Source organism: Flavobacterium sp. 140616W15, assembly GCF_003668995.1.
Classification (GTDB): domain Bacteria; phylum Bacteroidota; class Bacteroidia; order Flavobacteriales; family Flavobacteriaceae; genus Flavobacterium.
Genome location: NZ_CP033068.1, coordinates 3,200,023 through 3,221,443, shown reverse-complemented (window position 1 = coordinate 3,221,443; position 21,421 = coordinate 3,200,023). Strand labels below are relative to the sequence as shown.

The 21,421-nt window shown below is 32.1% G+C and carries 22 protein-coding genes and 3 tRNA genes; 10 read left to right on the top strand and 15 right to left on the bottom strand.

Annotated elements, in window-relative coordinates; translation table 11 throughout:
* The 6 genes from EAG11_RS14010 (at position 1) to EAG11_RS13985 (ending at position 2,328) form a co-directional block, all read left to right on the top strand.
* The gene (locus tag EAG11_RS14010; protein ID WP_129539718.1) at positions 1-459 is read left to right on the top strand and encodes a peroxiredoxin; all 459 of its coding nucleotides are present in this window, start codon (positions 1-3) and stop codon (positions 457-459) included.
* Between the two features lie 68 nt (positions 460-527).
* Positions 528-1,496 (top strand): type I phosphomannose isomerase catalytic subunit, encoded by a 969-nt coding sequence (locus EAG11_RS14005; RefSeq protein WP_129539717.1) that lies wholly within the window; start codon positions 528-530, stop codon positions 1,494-1,496.
* Between the two features lie 56 nt (positions 1,497-1,552).
* Entirely contained in the window at positions 1,553-1,819 is a 267-nt protein-coding gene (locus EAG11_RS14000) for a hypothetical protein (RefSeq protein ID WP_129539716.1), read from the top strand.
* Positions 1,820-1,898: 79 nt separating this feature from the next.
* Positions 1,899-1,972: transfer RNA gene (locus tag EAG11_RS13995), tRNA-Thr, on the top strand.
* Between the two features lie 102 nt (positions 1,973-2,074).
* A tRNA-Thr gene (locus EAG11_RS13990) sits at positions 2,075-2,148 on the top strand.
* A 106-nt stretch (positions 2,149-2,254) separates the two neighbouring features.
* Positions 2,255-2,328, top strand: a tRNA-Thr gene (locus EAG11_RS13985).
* Positions 2,329-2,739: 411 nt separating this feature from the next.
* On the opposite strand, the gene EAG11_RS13980 is transcribed toward EAG11_RS13985, so the two are convergent.
* From EAG11_RS13980 to htpG, 14 genes are all read right to left on the bottom strand, one after another.
* On the bottom strand, positions 2,740-3,450 hold the full coding sequence (locus EAG11_RS13980; protein ID WP_129539715.1) for a DUF4369 domain-containing protein: 711 nt from the start codon (positions 3,448-3,450) through the stop codon (positions 2,740-2,742).
* Between the two features lie 121 nt (positions 3,451-3,571).
* On the bottom strand, positions 3,572-5,434 hold the full coding sequence (locus EAG11_RS13975) for a peptidase M61 (RefSeq protein WP_129539714.1): 1,863 nt from the start codon (positions 5,432-5,434) through the stop codon (positions 3,572-3,574).
* 113 nt (positions 5,435-5,547) lie between these two features.
* Positions 5,548-5,826: a DUF2805 domain-containing protein gene (locus tag EAG11_RS13970; protein ID WP_039111648.1), complete on the bottom strand. Its 279-nt coding sequence runs from the start codon at positions 5,824-5,826 to the stop codon at positions 5,548-5,550.
* 122 nt (positions 5,827-5,948) lie between these two features.
* On the bottom strand, positions 5,949-6,776 hold the full coding sequence (locus EAG11_RS13965) for a sterol desaturase family protein (protein WP_129539713.1): 828 nt from the start codon (positions 6,774-6,776) through the stop codon (positions 5,949-5,951).
* A gap of 207 nt (positions 6,777-6,983) precedes the next feature.
* Positions 6,984-7,226, bottom strand: coding sequence for a GlsB/YeaQ/YmgE family stress response membrane protein (locus EAG11_RS13960; RefSeq protein ID WP_129539712.1), 243 nt, complete (start codon positions 7,224-7,226; stop codon positions 6,984-6,986).
* 45 nt (positions 7,227-7,271) lie between these two features.
* Positions 7,272-7,979: an aquaporin Z gene (gene aqpZ, locus EAG11_RS13955; protein ID WP_129539711.1), complete on the bottom strand. Its 708-nt coding sequence runs from the start codon at positions 7,977-7,979 to the stop codon at positions 7,272-7,274.
* Between the two features lie 30 nt (positions 7,980-8,009).
* Positions 8,010-8,366 (bottom strand): MauE/DoxX family redox-associated membrane protein, encoded by a 357-nt coding sequence (locus EAG11_RS13950; RefSeq protein ID WP_129539710.1) that lies wholly within the window; start codon positions 8,364-8,366, stop codon positions 8,010-8,012.
* Positions 8,367-8,449: 83 nt separating this feature from the next.
* Positions 8,450-9,346, bottom strand: a complete 897-nt coding sequence (locus EAG11_RS13945) for an EamA family transporter (protein ID WP_129539709.1) — start codon at positions 9,344-9,346, stop codon at positions 8,450-8,452.
* 498 nt (positions 9,347-9,844) lie between these two features.
* Positions 9,845-10,405: a hypothetical protein gene (locus EAG11_RS13940; protein ID WP_164998708.1), complete on the bottom strand. Its 561-nt coding sequence runs from the start codon at positions 10,403-10,405 to the stop codon at positions 9,845-9,847.
* A gap of 138 nt (positions 10,406-10,543) precedes the next feature.
* On the bottom strand, positions 10,544-10,723 hold the full coding sequence (locus EAG11_RS13935) for a hypothetical protein (protein WP_129539707.1): 180 nt from the start codon (positions 10,721-10,723) through the stop codon (positions 10,544-10,546).
* 62 nt (positions 10,724-10,785) lie between these two features.
* The gene (locus EAG11_RS13930; protein ID WP_129539706.1) at positions 10,786-12,018 is read right to left on the bottom strand and encodes a hypothetical protein; all 1,233 of its coding nucleotides are present in this window, start codon (positions 12,016-12,018) and stop codon (positions 10,786-10,788) included.
* A gap of 95 nt (positions 12,019-12,113) precedes the next feature.
* A complete protein-coding gene (locus EAG11_RS13925; RefSeq protein ID WP_129539705.1) occupies positions 12,114-12,611 on the bottom strand; it encodes a TIGR02594 family protein in 498 nt (165 codons plus the stop codon).
* A gap of 90 nt (positions 12,612-12,701) precedes the next feature.
* Positions 12,702-12,896: a hypothetical protein gene (locus EAG11_RS13920; RefSeq protein ID WP_129539704.1), complete on the bottom strand. Its 195-nt coding sequence runs from the start codon at positions 12,894-12,896 to the stop codon at positions 12,702-12,704.
* 277 nt (positions 12,897-13,173) lie between these two features.
* Complete coding sequence (gene htpG, locus EAG11_RS13915; RefSeq protein ID WP_129539703.1) at positions 13,174-15,057, bottom strand: molecular chaperone HtpG; 1,884 nt, start codon at positions 15,055-15,057, stop codon at positions 13,174-13,176.
* A 184-nt stretch (positions 15,058-15,241) separates the two neighbouring features.
* Between htpG and EAG11_RS13910 the strand changes: the two genes are divergently transcribed.
* From EAG11_RS13910 to EAG11_RS13900, 3 genes are all read left to right on the top strand, one after another.
* Positions 15,242-15,745 carry a lipocalin family protein gene (locus EAG11_RS13910; protein WP_129539702.1) on the top strand — a complete coding sequence of 168 codons (504 nt, stop codon included), beginning with the start codon at positions 15,242-15,244 and terminating at the stop codon, positions 15,743-15,745.
* A gap of 27 nt (positions 15,746-15,772) precedes the next feature.
* The gene (locus EAG11_RS13905) at positions 15,773-16,462 is read left to right on the top strand and encodes an OmpA family protein (RefSeq protein ID WP_129539701.1); all 690 of its coding nucleotides are present in this window, start codon (positions 15,773-15,775) and stop codon (positions 16,460-16,462) included.
* A 134-nt stretch (positions 16,463-16,596) separates the two neighbouring features.
* Complete coding sequence (locus tag EAG11_RS13900; RefSeq protein ID WP_129539700.1) at positions 16,597-17,547, top strand: ABC transporter ATP-binding protein; 951 nt, start codon at positions 16,597-16,599, stop codon at positions 17,545-17,547.
* A 106-nt stretch (positions 17,548-17,653) separates the two neighbouring features.
* Here the strand turns inward: EAG11_RS13900 and EAG11_RS13895 are convergent, their stop codons facing one another.
* Complete coding sequence (locus EAG11_RS13895) at positions 17,654-20,068, bottom strand: prolyl oligopeptidase family serine peptidase (protein WP_129539699.1); 2,415 nt, start codon at positions 20,066-20,068, stop codon at positions 17,654-17,656.
* Between the two features lie 264 nt (positions 20,069-20,332).
* On the opposite strand from EAG11_RS13895, the gene EAG11_RS13890 reads away from it, so the two are divergent.
* Positions 20,333-21,340: a 3-oxoacyl-ACP synthase III family protein gene (locus EAG11_RS13890; protein WP_129539698.1), complete on the top strand. Its 1,008-nt coding sequence runs from the start codon at positions 20,333-20,335 to the stop codon at positions 21,338-21,340.
* The last annotated feature ends 81 nt before the right edge of the window (positions 21,341-21,421 follow it).

Below are 21,421 nucleotides of genomic sequence, written 5' to 3'. Positions count from 1 at the left end.
ATGTCATTAAAAGTAGGAGATATTATCCCGAATTTTACAGCTAAAGATGCTAATGGAGAAGTGTTTGAAAGTAAAGATGTGCTTGGTCGTAAACCTTTGGTTATTTATTTTTATCCTAAAGATAATACGCCAGGCTGTACAACAGAAGCCTGTAGTTTTAGAGATCAATATGAAGACTTTGTAGCTTTAGGAGCCGAAGTAATAGGTATCAGTAGTGATAGTGTTGATTCTCATCAAAAATTTTCTCATAAACACCATTTGCCATTTGTACTTCTTTCAGATGCAGATAAAAGAATAAGAACTCTTTTTGGAGTTCCTTCTGGACTACTTGGATTATTACCAGGAAGAGTAACTTATGTTGTCGATAAAAATGGAGTTATAATCCTGATCTATGATAGTATGGTTGCTGCCAAGCATATTCCTAAAGCGCTTGAAGCAATTAAAGAATTAGTATCATAAGTTTAAAAATATAGTATCATACAAGATTTTTTAAATGAATGAGTTTGTATGAAAAACAAATAACATAGATGGATCTAAAATTATATCCCTTGCAATTCGAACCAATCTTGAAAGACAGAATTTGGGGAGGAGAAAAATTAAAAACTGTATTAAATAAGCCAATTACGTCTAAGATTACTGGCGAAAGCTGGGAATTATCTACTGTAGAAGGGGACGTAAGTATTGTTGAAAACGGAAGTTTGAAAGGAAAGACACTTACTGGTATAATAGAAGAATTGCCAAATGAAATTTTGGGAACAAAAGTTTACAAACGATTTGGAAAACAATTTCCATTACTTTTTAAATATCTTGATGCTCGCGAAGATCTTTCGATACAGGTACATCCTAATGATGAACTAGCCAAAGAACGACATAATTCTTTTGGTAAGACAGAAATGTGGTATATTATGCAGGCTGATGCCGATGCAAGGATTATTGTAGGTTTTAAGGAAAATTCAAGTAAAGAGGAATATCTTGAAAATCTAAATAACAATTCGCTAGTTTCTATTCTTGATGATGTAAAAGTTAAACAAGGAGATGTTTTTTTTCTGGAAACAGGTACAGTTCATGCGATAGGAGCAGGACTGGTAGTTGCAGAAATTCAACAAACATCAGATATTACGTATCGTTTGTATGATTTTGATAGAGTAGATGCAAAAGGAAATAAAAGAGAATTGCATGTAGATTTGGCGTTGGATGCTATTAATTATAATAAAGTAGATACGTATAAGAAATATGATAAAGAGCTAAACAAATCTAATGGAGTAGTTGATTGTTCTTATTTCACTACAAATTTTATACCGTTAGAAGGTCAGGTTGAGGTATGTAAAAACAAAGAGAGCTTTACTGTGTATATGTGTGTTGAAGGATCTTTTTGTATAGAATATAATGGAGAAAAATTTATATACGTAAAAGGAGATACTGTGTTAATTCCTGCTACTATGAATGCATTCATTCTCAATGGAAAAGCTTCAATTTTAGAAATTTACATTTCATAGCTACTAATACAAAGATTATGTGTATTTTTGCAAACGCAAATTAAAATTAAAATAAAATGGCAAACGTTAAGAATTTAAAGAAAGACATCAACTACGTTTTAGGAGATATTATTGAAGCAGTTTACTTATTTGAAATTTCTACTACAGGGAAACCATCTACAGAAACTAATGCTTTAATCGATGAGGCTATTGCTGCTTTTGATGCTTTGATCACAAAAGTGAACGCAAAGAACGTAGAAAATAAAAAATCACACTTCAAACAAATCAATGTTGAATTGGAAGAAACTGCTAATCAATTGATTGCTAAAATCAACGAATTGTAGTCGGAAAAAACTATAAAAAAGTGCAAATTTATGTTGTGAGATTCAAAAAACAGCTATATATTTGCACCCGTAATGAGTCGCCAGCGTAGCTCAGTTGGCTAGAGCAGCTGATTTGTAATCAGCAGGTCGTGGGTTCGAGTCCCTCCGCCGGCTCAAAATAAAACCATCCAATAAGGGTGGTTTTTTATTAGTATTGAAAGTGTGAAATTATTTTGGTAAACCAAATTATTCTTGCATTTCCGCCCGTAATGAGTCGCCAGCGTAGCTCAGTTGGCTAGAGCAGCTGATTTGTAATCAGCAGGTCGTGGGTTCGAGTCCCTCCGCCGGCTCAAGATAAAACCATCCGATAAGGATGGTTTTTTATTTGTATTAAAAATGTAAAATTTTTTTTGGAAAATTCAAAAAAGCACTTTACATTTGCACCCGTAATGAGTCGCCAGCGTAGCTCAGTTGGCTAGAGCAGCTGATTTGTAATCAGCAGGTCGTGGGTTCGAGTCCCTCCGCCGGCTCAGAGTTAAAACCATCATAGAAATATGATGGTTTTTTTTTGCCTTGTATTGAGTTTCTATTGTTATTATCGGATCAATACTAAAACTTGATAGCTATTAGTTAGCTTGTAGAAAAAAGAATTTGGTGTTTCTCAGCTCTTAAAATTAAGGCTTAAAGATCTTTATTTTTAATGTGAAGTAAAATAAAGATTAACTGGATTGACATTGTGTTTTAAAGAGGTGATAAATGCGTTAGCAGAGGTATGATATGTTTAAGCTTTGGTTTTTAAATGTGATTAAGTTCTAGTTTTGTAGGTTTCCTGAGAAGGATATGAAATTATAGGATTCGTAGAATGTAATTTGAAAAAGTCAAAAAAAAATCCTGCTTTTATTAAAGCAGGATTGATATTGTTGTAATGATCAGAGTCTATGTTATTGTTCTTTCTTTATTTTGGCAACATACTCGGTAAGTTTTTTTCCATAAAGAGATTGAGCTACTTTAGGAGTCATCGATTTTTGGATTGTATCCAAGAATTTAATATTAATGTCATATATGTCAGATAAAGCAATATATGGTGCTATTTCGTAATCTTTGTTGTTGATAGCAAAGTTTGTAGCATATAAGTATTTTCGTTTGATATTTGACTCTTGTCTTTCGTTGATGCTATCTAATGTTTTCTGGTTATTGCTTTTCATTGCTTTAAACCTTAACGCTACAAGATCAAGATTAGAATCATTAAAGCGTGAGCTTATTTTTCGGTAATCCTCATATAATTCTTGATTTTTTGATCCAGTAATTTTAGCGCCTGAAATGTATGTGTCTAGATTTGTATCGATGTTTATATTACCTGGTTCAGCAAAGAATAATATATTGTTGTCTAGTGAGTTACTTACTCCGCGATCTAGAAATAAATAAAGCATTTCTGGAGACTTTAATTCAATGTTAGTTTCGAAAGTTGAATTACCATCGATTTTAATACTATCAATAGCGACTAATGAGGTGTCAACAATTCGTTGTATATATAAGGTACCATTTTTTAATCCTTTAATATTTCCTGTAATATGCAAATTGGTTTTTGATTCGTTTTTGCTACAAGAAGCTAAAAGAACAAGGGTAACGAATGCAATAATAGTTTTTTTCATTGTTTATAGATTTTCGTGCAAAATAAAGAAAATAGTTTTAATATAAACATAGCTAAACTTTTAATTTGTAAAAAAATCTCAATCTATTTCTAAATTGAGATTTCTTTGTTTTTATTTCTTATTATCCTTTTAACCAAGCGTTTCTAAGAGTTTGCTTGGAGTTGTCTGATGCTTTAAAAGTATTTTTTTCTTCGTAAGGAAGTTTAACTACTCCTTTTAAAGTTTGTTCCTTACCATTGCGTTTTATCTTAATGGTTATAGGGGTGTTTTCTTTCCATGATTGGCTTTCGGTTATCATGTCGTATATGTTTATCAATGAATAAGGCTTTTCGTTTATAGATAAAATATAGTCACCTCCTCTTAGATCAAGTGCTTTGAAAAAAGGGTTTAATTCGATTTCTGGAATAACCATAATTTCTTTAGTCTCAGGGTTTATAGTGATGTATGGAACTTGGCCTTTTAAGAAAATTGTTCCAGGAACTTTCTCTGTGGCTTTAGTTACTCCAACTTTACTTAAGTAAAAATCGTATGGGATTGGAGTTGTTCCTGCTACGTAAGTGTCTAAAAATGATCCAACTTCAGGATAAGTTAATTGTGTGATTTTAGCAAAGAGTTCATTGTCGTTAAATGGCTTAGTGATGCCATATTCATCCGATAACTTATGCATTAAGTCTAGAATTCCTCTTTGACCATTACTTTTTTCTCTAATAATAATATCGATACACATTCCAATAAGTGCTCCTTTTTCATATACATTTAAGTATTGGTCTTTGTAGGGTTGCTTTAAGACATTGGCACTCATTTTTGTAAAGGACATAGTGTCGTTCATTTTTTTTGCATGTTCTACTTTCTCAGCAATACGGGAATAAAATTCAGGTTCGTCAATTAGGCCTTGATTGATCTGGAAAAGATTTGCAAAATATTCGGTAACGCCTTCGTACATCCATAAATGCTCAGACATTTTGGGTGCATTATAGTCGAAATATTGAATTTCTTTTGAGTGAATGGTTAATGGAGTTACAATATGGAAGAATTCATGAGAAACCACATCTTTCATTGATTTTATTAATTCATCTTTAGGCATCATTTCAGGTAAAACAACAGTTGTTGCAGTAGGATGCTCTAAAGCTCCAAACCCATGCGCATCATCAGGTTTCATGGTTGATAAATATAATAAAACAGTATATTTTTTAGTTGAGTTTATTTTTCCTAAAAAGTTTTTCTGAGCAGTCATTATTGTTTTCATTTCAGGAGTGATACTTTCTGCGGTATACTTTCCTGTTGGTGAATATACAGCTATTTGTATTTCCATTCCGTTTACATCAAATGAGGTGTAATCGGGTTTAGAGTACATGATTGGGTTTTCTACCAAAACAGCATAATGAGAGGTTGTAAATACGTCGCTAGTATTGCTAGCATCTTCATCAGTCATTGAGGTTGCTCCCCAAAGTGATGCTGGATGTGTAACGGTTACTTTGTAAGGAATGTCTAATTTGTCTTGAAAATAGCCTACAAAACCATGCGTGTTTATCATGAAATTAACCCCAGAATCGATATTTGTACCTGCTGGAGAGAAGATATCGTCATTGCCAAATCCTGTACCTTTTTCAGTATCGAAAGTGTCGTTGACTAAATAAGTAATCGTTTTTAATGTTTTTGCATTAGATATTGACCAAGTGTTGTCATCTGTTTTTTTTACAGGAAGGAGTGTTCCTTTTGAATCAAACGCTTTCAGGTCCTCAATGAATCTACCGTAATTATCCTCAGAATATGTTCCGGGAACAGTTTTAGGGATGCTGTAAGTTACTTCATCAGTATTGATTTTAGGGGTTGTAATCGTAACTAGGACTTTGTCTTCTTTTACATCAGTAAGATTTATACTGACCCCTATTTCTTGTTTTGCAACTGTATTATTCGTTGAGCTAGCTGTTTTACAGCCTATAAATACAGCTACTAATGCTAATGTGGCTATTATTCTTTTCATAACTTATGAGTTTATTTTTACTATTGGTCTTTATAGATTGAAGTAAGTTACAAAAACATTTTAATTTTATTTATAGGTGTAAAAAAAAACTCCTGTTTCCAGGAGTTTTATAGTTAGTCTAATTTGTTCTTTATGTAATATTTACCATCCAAATCTTCATCAAAATCATCTATTTTGACTGGTTTTGGCTTAGGTTTGTTAGCAATAGCTTTCTTTTTCCACATTTCAAATTTCTCTGCGGGCATTTTCTTTTTCATAATTTCTAAAACCTCTTTTTCAGCCAATCCAAATTCTTTTTTGATAATTTCAAAAGGATTCTTTTCTTCTAGGGCTAATGTAACAAGTTTTTCTGTTTGTTCCCAGTTCAATTCTTTACGGTTACTCTTTTTCATCACGTGAAAATTAATTCAAATAGGGGTTAATGATTAATAATAGATTGATTTTCAATTTAGATATCAATATTAATGAAAAAAATAATTACTTCGTCGCTTATGGTAGATTTTTTTTGTTGATTTTAACCGTTTTTTTGCGAACGTTGTTTCTGAAACGGAATTTGTAATAAATTCTTCAAGTTATTGTGTTCTTCAGGGTTCATATGAGTGTCAACTCCATAGATGATTTTTTCTTTTGGTAGTGTCATAAATGTTCCGAAAAGACGGTCCCAAACAGAAAAAATATTTCCGTAATTGCTATCTGTATAGGGTAATACATAATGATGATGTATTTTGTGCATATTTGGAGAAACAATAAAGTAACTCAAAAAAGAATCGACTTTATCGGGTAGAGAGATATTCGCATGGGTAAATTGAGTAGATATAACAGATAATGTTTGATATAGAAAAACCATCCACATGGGGCTCCCCACAATTAAAACACCAAAAGTTGTAAAAATAAACCGAATTATACTTTCTCCAGGATGATGTCGATTGCCACTTGTGGTGTCAATCCAGGTGTCAGTATGATGAATAAGATGAAAGCGCCATAAAAATTTAATTTTATGTTGGGTGAGGTGAGCCAAATACGCTCCTATTAAATCTAATAATAGTAATCCTATAATGGTATATAGCCATAATGGTATTTCGGGTAACCATTGTAAAATGCCGAAATTGTTTTTAATTGCCCAATCAGCAGTTTTTAATAAGATAAATGCTAAAACAAAGTTGATAATGATTGTAGTAAATGTCAAGAAAAAATTGATTCCAGCATGATTCCATTTTTTATAGTTGAACTTAAAGAGAGGAAAAGTGTTTTCTATGAGCCAAAAAAAAGTTATTCTGCTTACGAGAATTAAACTTCTGTGTGAAGATGGAATAGTACTGAAGTAAGAAATAATTTCATCCATTACGAAAGTATTTACTCAAAATTAATGATTTTGTTGATATGAAATTAAAATGGGGCTTAAAATTGTGATTTTCAGTATTGTAATTAAAGCATGATTGCTATAAAGTAAAAAGAGAAGAAATGAAGTGGTAAGACTTATTTTCTTCTCTTTGTATAAAACGATATTACTTGTTTGGTGTTTTGTAAATGCAACAAGTAGGTAAGGGGTTTATGTTCTTTTTATTAAACTAATAATGAATAATAAAACCCAAGCTCCACCAACAGCAATTATAATTTGCCATAGTAAACCGCCACCACCGATACCTAGTTTGCCAGCAATCCATCCACCAATAAGTCCACCAACTATTCCAACAACAATATTGCCAAGGATTCCAAAACCTGAGCCTTTCCATATTTGGCCAGCTAGCCAACCAGAAATTGCTCCAATAAGTAAGAAATATAAAAATTCCATATTTTAAAAGTTTAAAGGATTAATAATCGATTTTAATATAATAATTTAAGCTGCGTCATGATTTTGTAACAATGTTTTATATATAATTCCTGCTACAATTGCTCCTAAAATTGGGGCAACCCAAAATAACCAAACTTGAGATAATGGTTCACCTCCAACGAAAACTGCTTGCGATAAAGATCTCGCTGGATTTACAGATGTATTTGTGATCGGGATGCTTATTAGGTGAATTAATGTTAATCCTAGACCAATTGCCACTCCTGCAAATTTTCCATTTGCAAATTTATCTGTAGCGCCAAGAATGATTAATAAGAAAAATAAAGTAAGTACAAACTCTGCTATAAATGCCGATTGTAAGGAGTATCCGTCTGGTGAAAAAGCTCCAAAACCATTTGATGCAAAGGCACCAGCTTTGGTATTGTCTATCATGAAACCTGCTTTGCCAGATGCAATTGAAAATAAAGTTCCTGCTGCCGCAATTGCCCCAATACATTGTGCAATAATGTATGGTGCTAAGTCTTTTGCGGGGAATCTTCCGCTAGCCCAAAGTCCAAATGATACAGCTGGATTAAAATGGCCACCAGATATATGTCCTACAGCATAAGCCATTGTTAAAACTGTTAATCCAAAAGCTAGAGCTACTCCAGCAAATCCAATTCCTAGATCTGGAATTCCTGCCGCGAAAATTGCACTTCCGCAACCTCCAAATACAAGCCAGAATGTTCCGAAAAATTCTGCAAAAAGTTTTTTCATAATAAAAGTTTTTAAATTAATGTCTAAAGGTTAAAAAGTATATTGATAAGCCCAATAAATCAAAACTAACTGAAAAGGTATGCGCAATAGTAGAATCCATCTAGGTAATCCAAAACTTGCTTTTTCATTTTGATACATGTATATATGTGTTGGGAAAACTGCGACTAATAACGCAATAATCCCCCATGCCGCAAAATGGGATGTCGCTGAGACTAATAGGAGTGATCCTAATATAATCTCAGCGACACCGCTTAAAATATTTAATAATTTTGGATTTGAAAAATAAGATGGAATGATCTTTAGATACATTCTGGGACTTCTAAAATGATTTATCCCAGCAATAATATAAAGCGAAGCCATTAAATAGATATGCCAAGGTAAATTCATAATAGTTATTTATTACGAATTTATGAAATAATTAGTAATTTAGTATGATATATTAATTATTTTTAACAAGTATCATGAATTGTTTATTTCTGCTTCTGAAAATTTAGATTCATAATAATAATCGCAAGTATGATTAAAATTATACCAATCCATTGAAGAAATATTACTTCTTCATTTAATAGTACGTAGGCCATCATTACAGATACAGGAAGTTCTAATGCTGAAACGATACTTCCTAGTCCAATTCCTGTAAGAGGGAAACCTGCGTTCATAAGCATAGGAGGTATAATTGTACCAAAAAGTGCAAGAATGATACCCCATTTTGTGAAAATTTCGAAGTTAAAAGGAGTTACTTGTGTCGCTATTCCAAATGAAAAGACAATAACTGCTCCTCCTAAAAGCATATATAAACTACGTTGTGCTGACGAAATTTCGGTAGCAACTCGGTTTGCAGTAAACATGGTTGTGGTAAATGATGCAGCGGCCAAACAACCCCACATAAGACCACGCCAATCTAACTGAATCTCGTTTTGAGTAATATTAGTAGCCAAGACTGTACCTCCTAAAACAATAATTACAGCGATTACTTTTTGTTTAGAAGGAAGTTTTTTCTCTAAAATCATTTCTAGTAAAACTCCCATCCATACCGTTTGCATCAATAAAACAATTCCGATAGAAACAGGAATGTATTTTACAGCTAGGTAATAAAATAAACTAGTCATACCTAATGAAGTTCCAGCTATCATTAACTGTGCAATGTTTTTTGGAGATGCCTTAACAACTGTATTTTTATGTTTTGCTTTTTGAAAAGCGTTGATGATTAGGATTCCAATGATTCCTAATATAAATTGAGAAGTAGTTACTTCTGCTGTAGTGAATCCTTCATCGTATGCCATTTTTACAAAAGTAGCTAACATGCCATAACTTGTTGCGCCAAATGCTACTAGAAATACTCCTTTTAATACGTTACTTTTTATCATTTTATGTAATTTATTGCTTCTGTTTTTAAAAATAAAGCCTGCAAAGATAGTCTTTAGTAAGTAATTAAAAAAATGGATTTAATTTGGATATTGTATTTAGAGTATTGTTTCGATGGGTGATTTTACAGATAATCTTCCGAAATCGTTTTATTTATAGATTATTCATAATAGTTTAATCACTCTACTTTTCTAACACTTCCGTTAGGAGTGTCCCACCAATTTTTAAGACCGCTGAGTTTTGGATTGGCGCTCTCAGTTAAAAAATACCGTTGTATGATATTCTGTACCCGGCTATCATTTAGGAATAAACCATGAAAATCGAGATTGTTACTTATTTCATCAAAGAAGTTTTCTTTCTTTACAGCAAATGTTTTAATGTCTTTTGCATAGATAGAAGAGCTTTTAAACGGAACAGTTCCGTCACCAGATTCTCTACCGTCGTTAAGAGAACTTAAGTCTACTAAATTTGTAATGTTGTTGTTTCCTTTTTTAGAACTTTTACTTTAGTAAATGTTTTGTCATCTTCCCCACAATAATTATCATTCTGTCTTTTAGCACCTGAGGTAAATCAGATAAATTTTTTAAACCTGTAGGAGAACGAAATTCTTTTAAAAGTGCTAATCTAGAATCAAAAAGAGGTTCGATATCTCTATATAAGTTGTCTTGCCAATATTCTTTTTTCAAAAGATCTAGTGGTTCGTTATTATCCGTATAAGTTAAAGCATCTTTGTAAATGGGTAATAATTCATAAACTCCAGGATAAGTTCGAATAACTTTGCGCATATCCTCATTTCTTCCTATCACCCAATTTAGGATACTTCTTAAACCACCATCGCCTTTTACCATGTGAACTAATGCATAAGGAGATCCTAAAAATGGAGGAGCATTCATGACTATTTTGTCAATTCCGGTAAAATCATCTTTTAATAAACTTAAGTAGCAGTTTAAAACCAACCCTCCCATACTATGAGTAATAAATCGAAATCCGTCGATATTTTGATCTTGGAGTTTGTGCTTGAGGTATTCGATATAAATCTTTAAACGTTTGGCACTTTCCATATTCGACATTCGCAATCGTAACCAAATAAAAATGCAGGTGTGTTTTTGTATGCTCTGGTTTCGTTTAGTTTGTTTTTTAATTTAGCAATGGAATTTTCATATGGAAATTTAGCGATATGATTGCGTTCTATTATCGTTTCAATTCCTTGATCGTAAAGGATTAAATTGTAGGTTTTCGTTAATATAAGCTCCAAAAATTGATGAACCAATAGAGGAGCCTAATGTGTCGTAAGCATTCCAGATATAATTAAAGTCGAAAGTGTTACTATTAACAAGACTCGTAGCTTGAATTCCAGGAATAAAGATGATAGGTTTCATGGGGCTAGTTTTTGTTATCTAAATTAATACTTATTTTTAGTGATTCGTTGGCAACCTTTTGTCTATAAGTATTTGTTGTCGATTAATTTAGGTAATAATACTTTCATGCAACTCTGACCTATTGTGCATTTGTCCCAATAACACCTGTGCATCTTAATGCTATTTAAGGAGAAAAAAGCAACCAAACCAGACTTGTCGGATGTGATTTCGTAGTTAATGTTTTCTGGAGTTAGCGAGATATCTTTTATGCCAAACTCAGCTTCACCTCGTGTATTATCTCTTCTGTGATTGGTAGAGAAAACATCTGCAATAGAGTAAATATTTAACCATTTTATACGGTCTTTCATTATGTCACATCTATCGTTATAAAAAGTGGGGTAGTAGGCATTGATAAATTCGAATGGGTTTCCTATAGTAATAAGCAGTTTGGTTAATTTTTGAATATTGTCTGATGGAGGTATTTTTGCAATAGGAAAAAGCGTATCTATGGCAAGTATGCTCCCGAAACTGTAAGCATGAAAATGTATTTCAGGATTAACTTCTTTTTCCGCAATATATTCTATTAATAAATCTAGATTACCTAGCAAAATTTGGCTTTGCTCCCCATTTGTAATATAGCTATCAACACATGAAAATTCGGTTGCAAGCGAAGTAATGATTGTTTTAGATTTCGGAATAAATAGAAGAATTAAAGTTGTTATTGCAAGTACTTTTTTTCCGAGGGAATTTATAAGCTTTACTGGTATAGTTGGTATAGACTCTGAGCAAAGGAAAATATTTATTTTTTCGATTAAGGTTTGATTTTTAGGATCATCTGTTGTTAAAAGTTCGATGCAACCAGGAATTAAAAAAAGAATACAAATTGAGATTGTAAATAAGATAGAAATGGCATAAAAGGTTTGTAGAGGTCTGCTAAAGCCATTGCCATTAAAAAGGCGTAAAAAGATTTGAGGAAGTTTTTTTAAGACTAAACCAAATAAGACCAAGTTTTTTACAATGATGTTATAATGATTAAATCTGTCGGTTAAAATTCGATGATATTGAAAATCGTATATTTTGTAAAAAGGACTTTTTTTCTGGTTCTTATTTAGTGTATTCTTATTCTTTTGAAAAAGACTAACAACAGTACATTCTTTATCGGTTTGATAGAATTTTTTTTCAATTTTAAGACTGTAACTAATGTTGCTAGTTTTAAAACTTAATTCATTTATAAGTCTTTCGGCATATTTCTCAACAGTTTCATTATCTATAGACTGCCCAAGGCCAGTGACGTATATTCCTATTTTGGTTGACATGATAATTTAATTATAAAATCAAATACCTATTATGAAATAAAAAATAATATTTTCAATCAAATCCTAAGTTCTGAAGACTGGGGATTAATTAAAAGTTACTGCTCTACATTGGAAATTTCTCCTGAATTAGTCAAAAATATTCGTCTTACATTTTTAGGCTGAACTTTATAACTAGGTCTTCGGGATGTATACAGTCGTGCTTTTTCTTTTCGTATAATGCATACTTTATTAATTTGGTTTCCGCCAAGAACGTGATAGCAAGTGTCGTCTTCGCCAACATATAAGCCTACATGACCAGCTTTTTTTCCGTCAGCTGTTTTTCTAGTAAAAACAAGAACATCTCCCAACATAGGAGTCTCGACATGTTTACCAAAAGTTCCCCAGTTTAGAGCCCATAATGGGTCTTTTACAATTTCTTTAGCGCTTTTTTGGGCTACAACTGCAATAAATAATCCGCACCAAGCAATCTCATCTGCTTTATAAACGTTTGCAACGCTTCCTCCAACCTGTTTTGCCCAATCGATAATTACAGGGTTGTTTTTTGTGCCAGGAGATTCTATTGTATCATAGAGAGCAAGTGCGTTTTGGATCATTAATGGACCATTTTCTATTGTGAGCCATTCATATTTTTTTCTAGTGCCATGATATTAAGTTTTAAATTAATAAATAGTAAATTCGTGTTTTTATGTCTTTTTGTAATTAAACTCCTTTCCGGTTGAGTCTGTTCCAAAGAAGGACATTATGGTTTCTCCTCCTTGAGGGTTTTTTCCAGAAATGATTATTGTATAAATTCCATTTGATAAATTAATACTTTCTGTAAATGATTCTGATCTTGTTATATGTATATCATCTAAACTATCAATTTTGTCGATGTACACTTTAACTGGTACTGGAGCAATCCTCTATATATATTTACTCTAATATGAATCATGATTTTAAGATTGTGTTTTAATGAATATGTTATTTTGTGCTAGGTTGATTTTGAACTTGAAATAAAGTAATAAAATTATATAAATAATTTTTATTGTAAATGCGTATATATACTTGATTAATAATTTATTGTGTTAGTGTAGTTTTGGTTGTAAATAAAAAAAGCTCCTCAAGTATAACTTGAGGAGCTTAGTAATGATATAGCTTTTAGAGCTTGATATCTTCTTATTTAATCATTTCAAAACTTCTTTTTACAAAAGCAGTTAATGCTTCACCTTTTAATAAGTTTTGAGATAATTTAGCTAAGTCTAATGCTTGTTTAACTAAATGTTCTTGGTGTGTTTTGTCTTCGGTATTCAAGATGTTAGTAGCTAAATCAGAATTTGTGTTTACTACTAAGTTATACATCTCAGGCATATTGCCCATTCCGAACATTCCAGAACCACCAGACTGACTCATTTCTTTCATTCTACGCATAAATTCTGGTTGCGTAATGATAAACGGAGCAGCTTGACTATCCATAGCTTCCAATTGTACACTGTACGCTTTAGGGATGTATGCTTCTAATGAAGTTTTTAAAGCTTCTTTTTCTTCGTCAGATAATTTAGAAATTGTGTTTTCGTCTTTTTTGATTAAGTTATCAATATGGTCTGAATCGACACGAACGAATGTTAAATCTTTATTATCTCCTTCAATTTTTTGAATCAAGTGAGAAATGATCGGAGAATCTAAAAGCAATACTTCGTATCCTTTTTCTTTTGCTGTTTCAATATATGAGTGTTGAGCATCTTTATTTCCAGCGTATAAAACAACTAATTTTCCGTCTTTATCAGTTTGGTTTTCTTTTATTTTCTCTTTTAATTCTTCTAGCGTAAAATAAGTATTATCTACTGTTGGATATAAAAAGAAAGCACCAGCTTTTTCATAAAATTTGTCTTCAGAAAGCATTCCGTATTCTAAAACAATTTTAATGTCATTCCATTTTTCTTCAAAGTCAGCACGGTTCTCGTTGAATAATGCTTTCAATTTATCAGCTACTTTACGGGTAATGTAGTTTGATATTTTCTTAACTGCACCATCAGCTTGTAATCCAGAACGAGAAACGTTTAATGGAATGTCTGGTGAATCGATAACACCTTTTAACATTGTTAAAAATTCAGGAACAATTCCTTCTACGTTATCAGTTACATAAACCTGATTTTGGTATAATTGGATTTTGTCTTTCTGAATTTGCATATCTGAACCTAATTTTGGGAAATATAAAATTCCTGTTAGGTTAAACGGATAGTCAACATTTAAGTGAATATTAAATAATGGGTCTTCGAATTGCATTGGATACAACTCACGGTAGAAGCTTTTATAATCTTCATCAGATAATTCAGTTGGCTGTTTTGTCCAAGCTGGATTTGGGTTATTGATGATGTTGTCAACTTCTATAGTTTCATTTATATAATCTTCCGGAGCATCTTCTGGCTTAGGAAGTGTTTCAGTTCTTGTTCCGAATTTAATTGGAATAGGCATAAACTTGTTATACTTATTCAATAATTCATGGATTTTAGAATCTTCCAAAAATTCTAAAGAATCCTCAGCAATATGCAAAACGATTTCAGTTCCACGTGTAGTTTTGTCAGCTGGCTCCAAAGTAAATTCTGGGCTACCATCACATGTCCAATGAGCAGCTGGCTCATCTTTGTATGATTTAGTGAAAATTTCTACTTTTTCTGCAACCATAAAAGCGGAGTAAAAACCAAGACCAAAATGACCTATGATTCCTGAATCTTTTGCTGAATCTTTATATTTGTCCAAAAATTCTTCAGCTCCAGAAAAAGCAACTTGGTTGATATATTTCTCAACTTCGTCAGCTGTCATTCCAAGACCTTGATCGATGATATGGATTTTTTTTCCTTCTTTGTCAATTTTAATTTCAATAGTTGGATTGCCATATTCTACTTTGGCTTCACCGATACTTATTAGGTGTTTTAATTTTAGAGTAGCATCGGTTCCGTTAGAAATCAACTCACGCAAGAATATTTCGTGATCGCTGTATAAGAATTTCTTGATTAAGGGAAATATGTTTTCTACTGAAACATTAATTTTACCTGTTGTCATATTTTTTTAAATTTTAAGTTTAACATTATGCATTTCAGATTCTTCAAATAGAATACCAATTGCAAATGGGGTGACAAATTGTCGTAAGTGTTAATTCTGAAATAAAAAAAATAAATTTTTAAACATATTTAATTTTTTTGCATTGTATCTTTGTAGGAGTATTAATTTTAAATTTGCTAAAACGATGAGAAAAATTATTTTAATATGCATAATAGCCGTAACGCTTTTTGCATGCAAATCAGCCTCAACAACAGCTACATCTAATGGAGCTGAACCACTTTCTACAAAACTTGATAGGCCTTCTCAAGTAGCAATTAAAGGAAATTGGATTTTAACCAATGTTTCTTATCCGGGGTCAGAGTATATTAAAGTAAATTCATTTGATCTTGCTGACTCTAAATGCTTTATTGGTAGTACTTGGAATTTTATTTCAAACAATAACAAAGGGTCGATGGCTTTAGCATCACCTAGTTGTACTGCTTTTTCTTCTCCTATTGTGTGGAGTATCAATAGTCAAGGTATGTTTGTGCTTAAGATTCTTGATGCTGGTGTAAAGGCAAAAAAAGTGAGAGACGGATATTTACTAAAAGTGGCTGGCCTAACTGAAAATTCATTTCAATTAATTGATAACATTAATGTTGGTGGACAAGTTAAGGATGTAACATATCAATTTCAAAGAGCTAATTAATATTAAAATATATAAAAATATAAACACATGAGAAAGATAACAGTTTTAGGTTTGAGTACTTTACTTGTATTAACAAGTTTTTTTACAAGTTGCGATTCGGTAAAAAACGCAAATAATACTCAAAAGGGTGCAGGAATAGGTGTTGCTGCAGGTGCTCTTATAGGAGGTATTTTAGGGAACAATTTAGGAAAAGGTGGGAACGCTGCTTTAGGAGCTGCTATTGGAGCTGCCGTAGGTGGTGGAACTGGTGCTCTTATTGGAAACAAAATGGATAAGCAAGCTAGAGAGATCGATCAAGCTTTACCAGGTGCAGATGTAGAGCGTGTTGGAGAAGGAATTCACTTAGTTTTAAATGAAAATGCAGTACGTTTTGATACTAATAAATCAACTTTAACTCCTCAGGCAAAAGCTAATTTAGATAAATTAGTTCCAGTATTTAATGAGTATGCTGATACTAATATCGAAATTTTTGGATATACTGATAATACAGGTAAGCCAGAATATAACTTAACACTTTCTGGACAAAGAGCTGCATCTGTAAAAGCGTATTTAATTTCAAAAGGATTAAATGCAAGTAGATTCAAAACTTCAGGTATGGGAATTGTTGACCCAATTGCAACAAACGATACTCCAGAAGGAAGAACTCAAAACCGTCGTGTAGAATTTGCTATTACTGCAAATGACAAAATGGTAAATGACGCAAAAGCTGGTAAATAAGCATTGTATCTTAATAAATAAAAAAAAGCTGCTTTTTAAAGCAGCTTTTTTTTTGTAGATAATTTAATAACTTTCTCTGATTTAGTTTTGGTAAAGGAACTATCTTTGTATCCTCAATTTTTCAATGCCAACCAATGCTTCAAGTTCAAGATATTTCCTTTTCGTATACCGAAAAGCCTGTAATAAAAAACGTTTCTTTTACCATAAATAAAGGTGAAAATATTGCTATTATTGGTGAGAGTGGCTGTGGAAAAAGTACACTTCTTAAATTAATATATGGGTTATATGATTTAAATGAAGGCAAGATTTTTTATAATGAAAAGCCAATTTTAGGTCCAAAGTATAATTTGGTTCCAGGGATGCCGTATATGAAATATTTAGCCCAGGATTTTGATCTGTCTCCTTTTGAAACAGTTGCTGAAAATGTAGGTAAGTTTCTTTCAAATGGTTTTGCTAATATGAAGAAACTACGTGTTCAGGAACTATTAGAAATGGTAGAAATGGAACAGTTTTCTAATGTAAAGGCAAACTTATTGAGTGGAGGGCAAAAACAAAGAGTAGCTTTGGTAAGAGTTCTGGCTTTAGAACCCGAAGTAATTTTATTGGATGAGCCTTTTAGCCAAATCGACGCTTTTCGTAAAAATGCTTTACGCCGAAACCTATTTAGATATTTAAAGCAAAAAGGAATTACTTGTATAATAGCTACCCACGATAGTACAGATGCTTTGTCGTTTGCAGATGAAGCAATTGTAATGCGAAACGGTGAAGTTCTTGTTAAAGATAATCCAACAAAAATTTACGAAGACCCTGAAACTAGATATGTAGCGTCGCTCTTTGGGGAAGTAAATGAAGTTCCTACTCATTTATTGGTTTCTTATGAAGATGAAATGCATAAAACGCTGGTATATCCGCATCAATTAAAAATGGTGGTAGAATCTAACTTGCCAGTAAAGATTAGAAGAACTTATTTTAGAGGGAATCACTATTTAATTGAAACAGTTTATAAAAGGCAATTGATCTTTTTTGAAAGTGAAATAGATTTGCCTCTGGAGCAGGAAATATTTTTAAGTTTAAATTATCTGTAAATTAGATAATGTGGTAATTAGATAATTTTTTTAGCCCTATAAAACAATAAACCCGACAGATTTTAAAAACCTGTCGGGTTTGTTTTATAAATAGTCTAATGAAAATTTAGTTTTTTAAATTTTTCTCTAAGAACTGATCTTGCTCCCAAAGCAAATGTAAAATATTCTCTCTAGCTACATAGCTATGAGATTCTTTTGGTAAAATAACCATTCTCGTTGGTCCACCTAATCCTTTTATAGCTTGAAAATAACGTTCTGTTTGTAAAGTAAAAGTACCAGGGTTATTATCAGCTTCACCATGTACTAAAAGCAGTGGTGTTTTCATTTTATCAGCATGCATAAAAGGCGACATTGCATTGTAAACATTTGGAACTTCCCAATAGTTACGTTGCTCTGTTTGGAAACCAAAAGGAGTTAATGTTCTGTTGTAAGCTCCACTTCTTGCAATTCCACAAGCAAAAAGATTAGAATGTGTAAGTAAGTTAGCAGTCATAAAAGCTCCGTATGAATGTCCTCCAATTGCAACTTTCTTTTTGTTTATGTATCCTAAAGCATCAACCGCATCTATAGCTGCTTCAGCATCATCAACAAGTTGTGTTATAAAATTATCATTAGGCTCAGTAGTTCCTTCTCCAATAATAGGGAAAGAAGCATCGTCAAGAACAACGTAACCTTTAGTCACCCAATATATAAATGATCCATAATAAGGAAATGTAAACTCATTTGGGTTCTGGCTACTTTGTCCTGCACTGTTTTTATCTTTGTATTCTGCAGGATAAGCCCAGATTAACAACGGTAGTTTTTCTTTTTTCACCTTGTCATATCCAGCAGGTAAATATAAAGTTCCAGATAATTCAACACCATCTTTTCGTTTGTATTTAATAACCTCTTTGCTTACATTTTTAATGCTTTCAAATGGATTTTTGAAAAAAGTAATTTGAGTTAAACTATTTTGCTTCTTGATGTTTCTGAAATAATAATTAGGATAATCATTTTTGGATTGAATTTGTACCAAAACTTTTCCTGTTTTAAAATCTTCAATGCTTAAAATTTCTTCTTTTTTATCTTTAAATGATGAAGTATAAAGACGTTTTGTTTTTAATGTTTTAAGATTAAGTTCGCTAATAAAAGGAAATTGACCATCTTTTGTAAATCCTTCTCCAAGAAGAAAAGCATTGTCGTTTTCTATAGCAAGAACATATTTATTGTACTGATTTTTCTTGTACTCAAAATTACCTGGATCTGCGTAGATGTCTTGTGAATTTCTATCAAAAAGCAGTTTTGGTTTTTGAGTAGGTTCAGCTGGATTAATCAAATAAGTTTTAGTATTGCGTGTGTCATACCACTCATCTGAGAGGATTGCTGTATTGTCATTCCCCCAAATAATTCCATTATAACGTTGAGGTGTTTTAACTAATGAAGTTGCTTCGGTGTTAAATGGTGCATTCCAAAGAAATACTTCATCTCTAAAATCAACTTTATTAGCTGGATTTCCTTCATCTAAAGCTACCACATAAGAAAGTGTTGCAGGTTTGTCATTTCTCCATGACATTTCTCTTTTTCCATTACGAACAGCCATAAAACCTTTTGGCATAATTTCATAAAGAGGTACTTCGTTTACGGTTTTTATTTCAGTACCGTTTTTGTCATAAACAATTGCCCTTGATGGAAATCTGTTTAATGGAACAATATAAGAGAACGGTTTCTCAATTGTTGTTAGCATTATGTAGTTTCCGTCAGGAGAAATTCTTTCAGAAGAATACATTGCTGCATTTTTAAATAAAGTAGCTGTACCATTGTTGATGTTTACTTTATAGATTTCAGAAGTAATGATGTTTTCAAAATTGATTTCGTCGTTTTTGTTTTTCAACATATCTGCATAGGTTCTATTTTGTGATTTAGAACCATCGGCATTTGAAACAATTGGACCAGTAGGTAAATCTTTTTTAGAGTCTAATAATGCTGGTTTGTTTTTAGGAAGCATTTTTACTAAAATAGTTTCATTGTCATTAAACCAGCTAAATGGAGTTCCAAGATTAGCATTTAATGTAGCATCGGTTAGTTTAGTTGCTCTTGCTGTAGCAACATCTATAATCCAAAGTTCTACTCCAGTTTTTGTGGTATTGGTAAATAAAATCTTCTTATCATTTGGTGACCATGAAGTATAGCTAATTTGTGGATTTGTTGGCAGATTTGCTATTTCTATTTCTTTAGTATCGCTGATTTTTCTCAATTTGAGATTTTTAGCATACGTTATTGTACTCGAAATATTAGTTATAGGATTAATTCTTAAACCAGCTAAACGAAGTTCTTCTTGGCTTAAATCATCTAAGGTTTTATAGGTGTTTCTGTAGCTTAACAGCATGTATTCTTTTTTTGTATCCATTGATACAGTGGGAGCTCTTTCGTAATCAGCTAAATCCAAAATTGATTTTGAAGGCTTTTGATACGTTAGGTTTTCTTGGGCGGAAGCTACTAAGCCAAGATTTAAAAATAGGAGTAAGATAATTTTTAATTTCATGATTGAAACTTTTATAATTAAGGATTGTTATAATTTGTCTAAAGTAGTTTAAACTTGTTACATTATAATAATGAAAGAGAATATAGATATGTTTTTTTATAATATAAAGGTATTTTTCTTATGATTTAATATGAAGTTGTAAAAGGAAGTCAGTGAGAATAGTATATCGAATTGTTAATTACGAAAAAATGACTAAATTGTGTACATGATTTTTAAAAGATGTTTAGATTTGCAATCCAAATTTTTAACGAATAATAAAAAAATATGTATCATTCAAAAATAGCGGGATTAGGATATTATGTCCCTTCAAATGTAGTTACCAATGACGATTTGTCAAAAATAATGGATACTAACGACGAGTGGATACAAGAACGAACAGGAATCGAAGAACGCAGACATATTATTCGTGGAGAAGATACTACAACTTCAATGGGAGTAAAAGCTGCTGAAATAGCTATCCAACGTTCTGGAGTAGCAAAAGAAGATATCGATTTTGTTGTTTTTGCAACATTAAGTCCAGATTATTATTTTCCAGGACCTGGAGTTTTGGTACAACGTGATTTAGGATTAAAAACTGTTGGAGCATTAGATGTAAGAAATCAATGTTCAGGTTTTGTATATGCTATTTCTGTAGCGGATCAATATATTAAAACTGGGATGTATAAAAATGTTCTGGTAATTGGTTCAGAAGTGCATTCTACAGGTTTAGATATGACTACCAGAGGTAGAGGTGTTTCTGTAATTTTTGGAGATGGTGCAGGAGCAGCAGTTTTAAGTAGAGAAGAAGATACTACAAAAGGAATATTATCTACACATTTACACTCAGAAGGGCAACATGCTGAAGAATTATCACTAACCGCACCTGGAATGGGCGCACGTTGGGTGACAGATATCTTAGCAGATAATGATCCGAACGATGAAAGCTATTTTCCTTATATGAACGGACAATTTGTATTTAAAAATGCGGTAGTTCGTTTTGCAGAAGTTATAAATGAAGGTTTGGTAGCCAATAATTTGCAGGTTTCAGATATTGATATGTTGATTCCTCATCAGGCAAACTTGAGAATTTCTCAATTTATTCAAAAGAAATTTGGATTGAATGATGATCAGGTATATAACAATATTCAGAAATACGGTAATACAACAGCAGCATCTATTCCTATTGCATTAACAGAAGCATGGGAAAAAGGAAAGATTAAATCTGGAGATACTGTAGTTCTTGCTGCATTTGGTAGTGGATTTACATGGGGAAGCGCAATTATCAAATGGTAATTTAAAAATATTTTGTTTTTTAAGAAAACCTATTCAGTACTGAATAGGTTTTTTTGTTTAATTTCGGTTCAACATAATTTT

What these genes read in the sequence shown, in the direction of transcription:
- EAG11_RS14010 (WP_129539718.1), top strand. Translation starts at nt 1, where the DNA reads ATGTCATTAAAAGTAGGAGATATTATCCCGAATTTTACAGCTAAAGAT.
- EAG11_RS14005 (WP_129539717.1), top strand. Translation starts at nt 528, where the DNA reads ATGGATCTAAAATTATATCCCTTGCAATTCGAACCAATCTTGAAAGAC.
- EAG11_RS14000 (WP_129539716.1), top strand. Translation starts at nt 1,553, where the DNA reads ATGGCAAACGTTAAGAATTTAAAGAAAGACATCAACTACGTTTTAGGA.
- EAG11_RS13980 (WP_129539715.1), bottom strand. Translation starts at nt 3,450, where the DNA reads ATGAAAAAAACTATTATTGCATTCGTTACCCTTGTTCTTTTAGCTTCT.
- EAG11_RS13975 (WP_129539714.1), bottom strand. Translation starts at nt 5,434, where the DNA reads ATGAAAAGAATAATAGCCACATTAGCATTAGTAGCTGTATTTATAGGC.
- EAG11_RS13970 (WP_039111648.1), bottom strand. Translation starts at nt 5,826, where the DNA reads ATGAAAAAGAGTAACCGTAAAGAATTGAACTGGGAACAAACAGAAAAA.
- EAG11_RS13965 (WP_129539713.1), bottom strand. Translation starts at nt 6,776, where the DNA reads ATGGATGAAATTATTTCTTACTTCAGTACTATTCCATCTTCACACAGA.
- EAG11_RS13960 (WP_129539712.1), bottom strand. Translation starts at nt 7,226, where the DNA reads ATGGAATTTTTATATTTCTTACTTATTGGAGCAATTTCTGGTTGGCTA.
- aqpZ (WP_129539711.1), bottom strand. Translation starts at nt 7,979, where the DNA reads ATGAAAAAACTTTTTGCAGAATTTTTCGGAACATTCTGGCTTGTATTT.
- EAG11_RS13950 (WP_129539710.1), bottom strand. Translation starts at nt 8,366, where the DNA reads ATGAATTTACCTTGGCATATCTATTTAATGGCTTCGCTTTATATTATT.
- EAG11_RS13945 (WP_129539709.1), bottom strand. Translation starts at nt 9,346, where the DNA reads ATGATAAAAAGTAACGTATTAAAAGGAGTATTTCTAGTAGCATTTGGC.
- EAG11_RS13940 (WP_164998708.1), bottom strand. Translation starts at nt 10,405, where the DNA reads ATGGAAAGTGCCAAACGTTTAAAGATTTATATCGAATACCTCAAGCAC.
- EAG11_RS13935 (WP_129539707.1), bottom strand. Translation starts at nt 10,723, where the DNA reads ATGAAACCTATCATCTTTATTCCTGGAATTCAAGCTACGAGTCTTGTT.
- EAG11_RS13930 (WP_129539706.1), bottom strand. Translation starts at nt 12,018, where the DNA reads ATGTCAACCAAAATAGGAATATACGTCACTGGCCTTGGGCAGTCTATA.
- EAG11_RS13925 (WP_129539705.1), bottom strand. Translation starts at nt 12,611, where the DNA reads ATGATCCAAAACGCACTTGCTCTCTATGATACAATAGAATCTCCTGGC.
- htpG (WP_129539703.1), bottom strand. Translation starts at nt 15,057, where the DNA reads ATGACAACAGGTAAAATTAATGTTTCAGTAGAAAACATATTTCCCTTA.
- EAG11_RS13910 (WP_129539702.1), top strand. Translation starts at nt 15,242, where the DNA reads ATGAGAAAAATTATTTTAATATGCATAATAGCCGTAACGCTTTTTGCA.
- EAG11_RS13905 (WP_129539701.1), top strand. Translation starts at nt 15,773, where the DNA reads ATGAGAAAGATAACAGTTTTAGGTTTGAGTACTTTACTTGTATTAACA.
- EAG11_RS13900 (WP_129539700.1), top strand. Translation starts at nt 16,597, where the DNA reads ATGCTTCAAGTTCAAGATATTTCCTTTTCGTATACCGAAAAGCCTGTA.
- EAG11_RS13895 (WP_129539699.1), bottom strand. Translation starts at nt 20,068, where the DNA reads ATGAAATTAAAAATTATCTTACTCCTATTTTTAAATCTTGGCTTAGTA.
- EAG11_RS13890 (WP_129539698.1), top strand. Translation starts at nt 20,333, where the DNA reads ATGTATCATTCAAAAATAGCGGGATTAGGATATTATGTCCCTTCAAAT.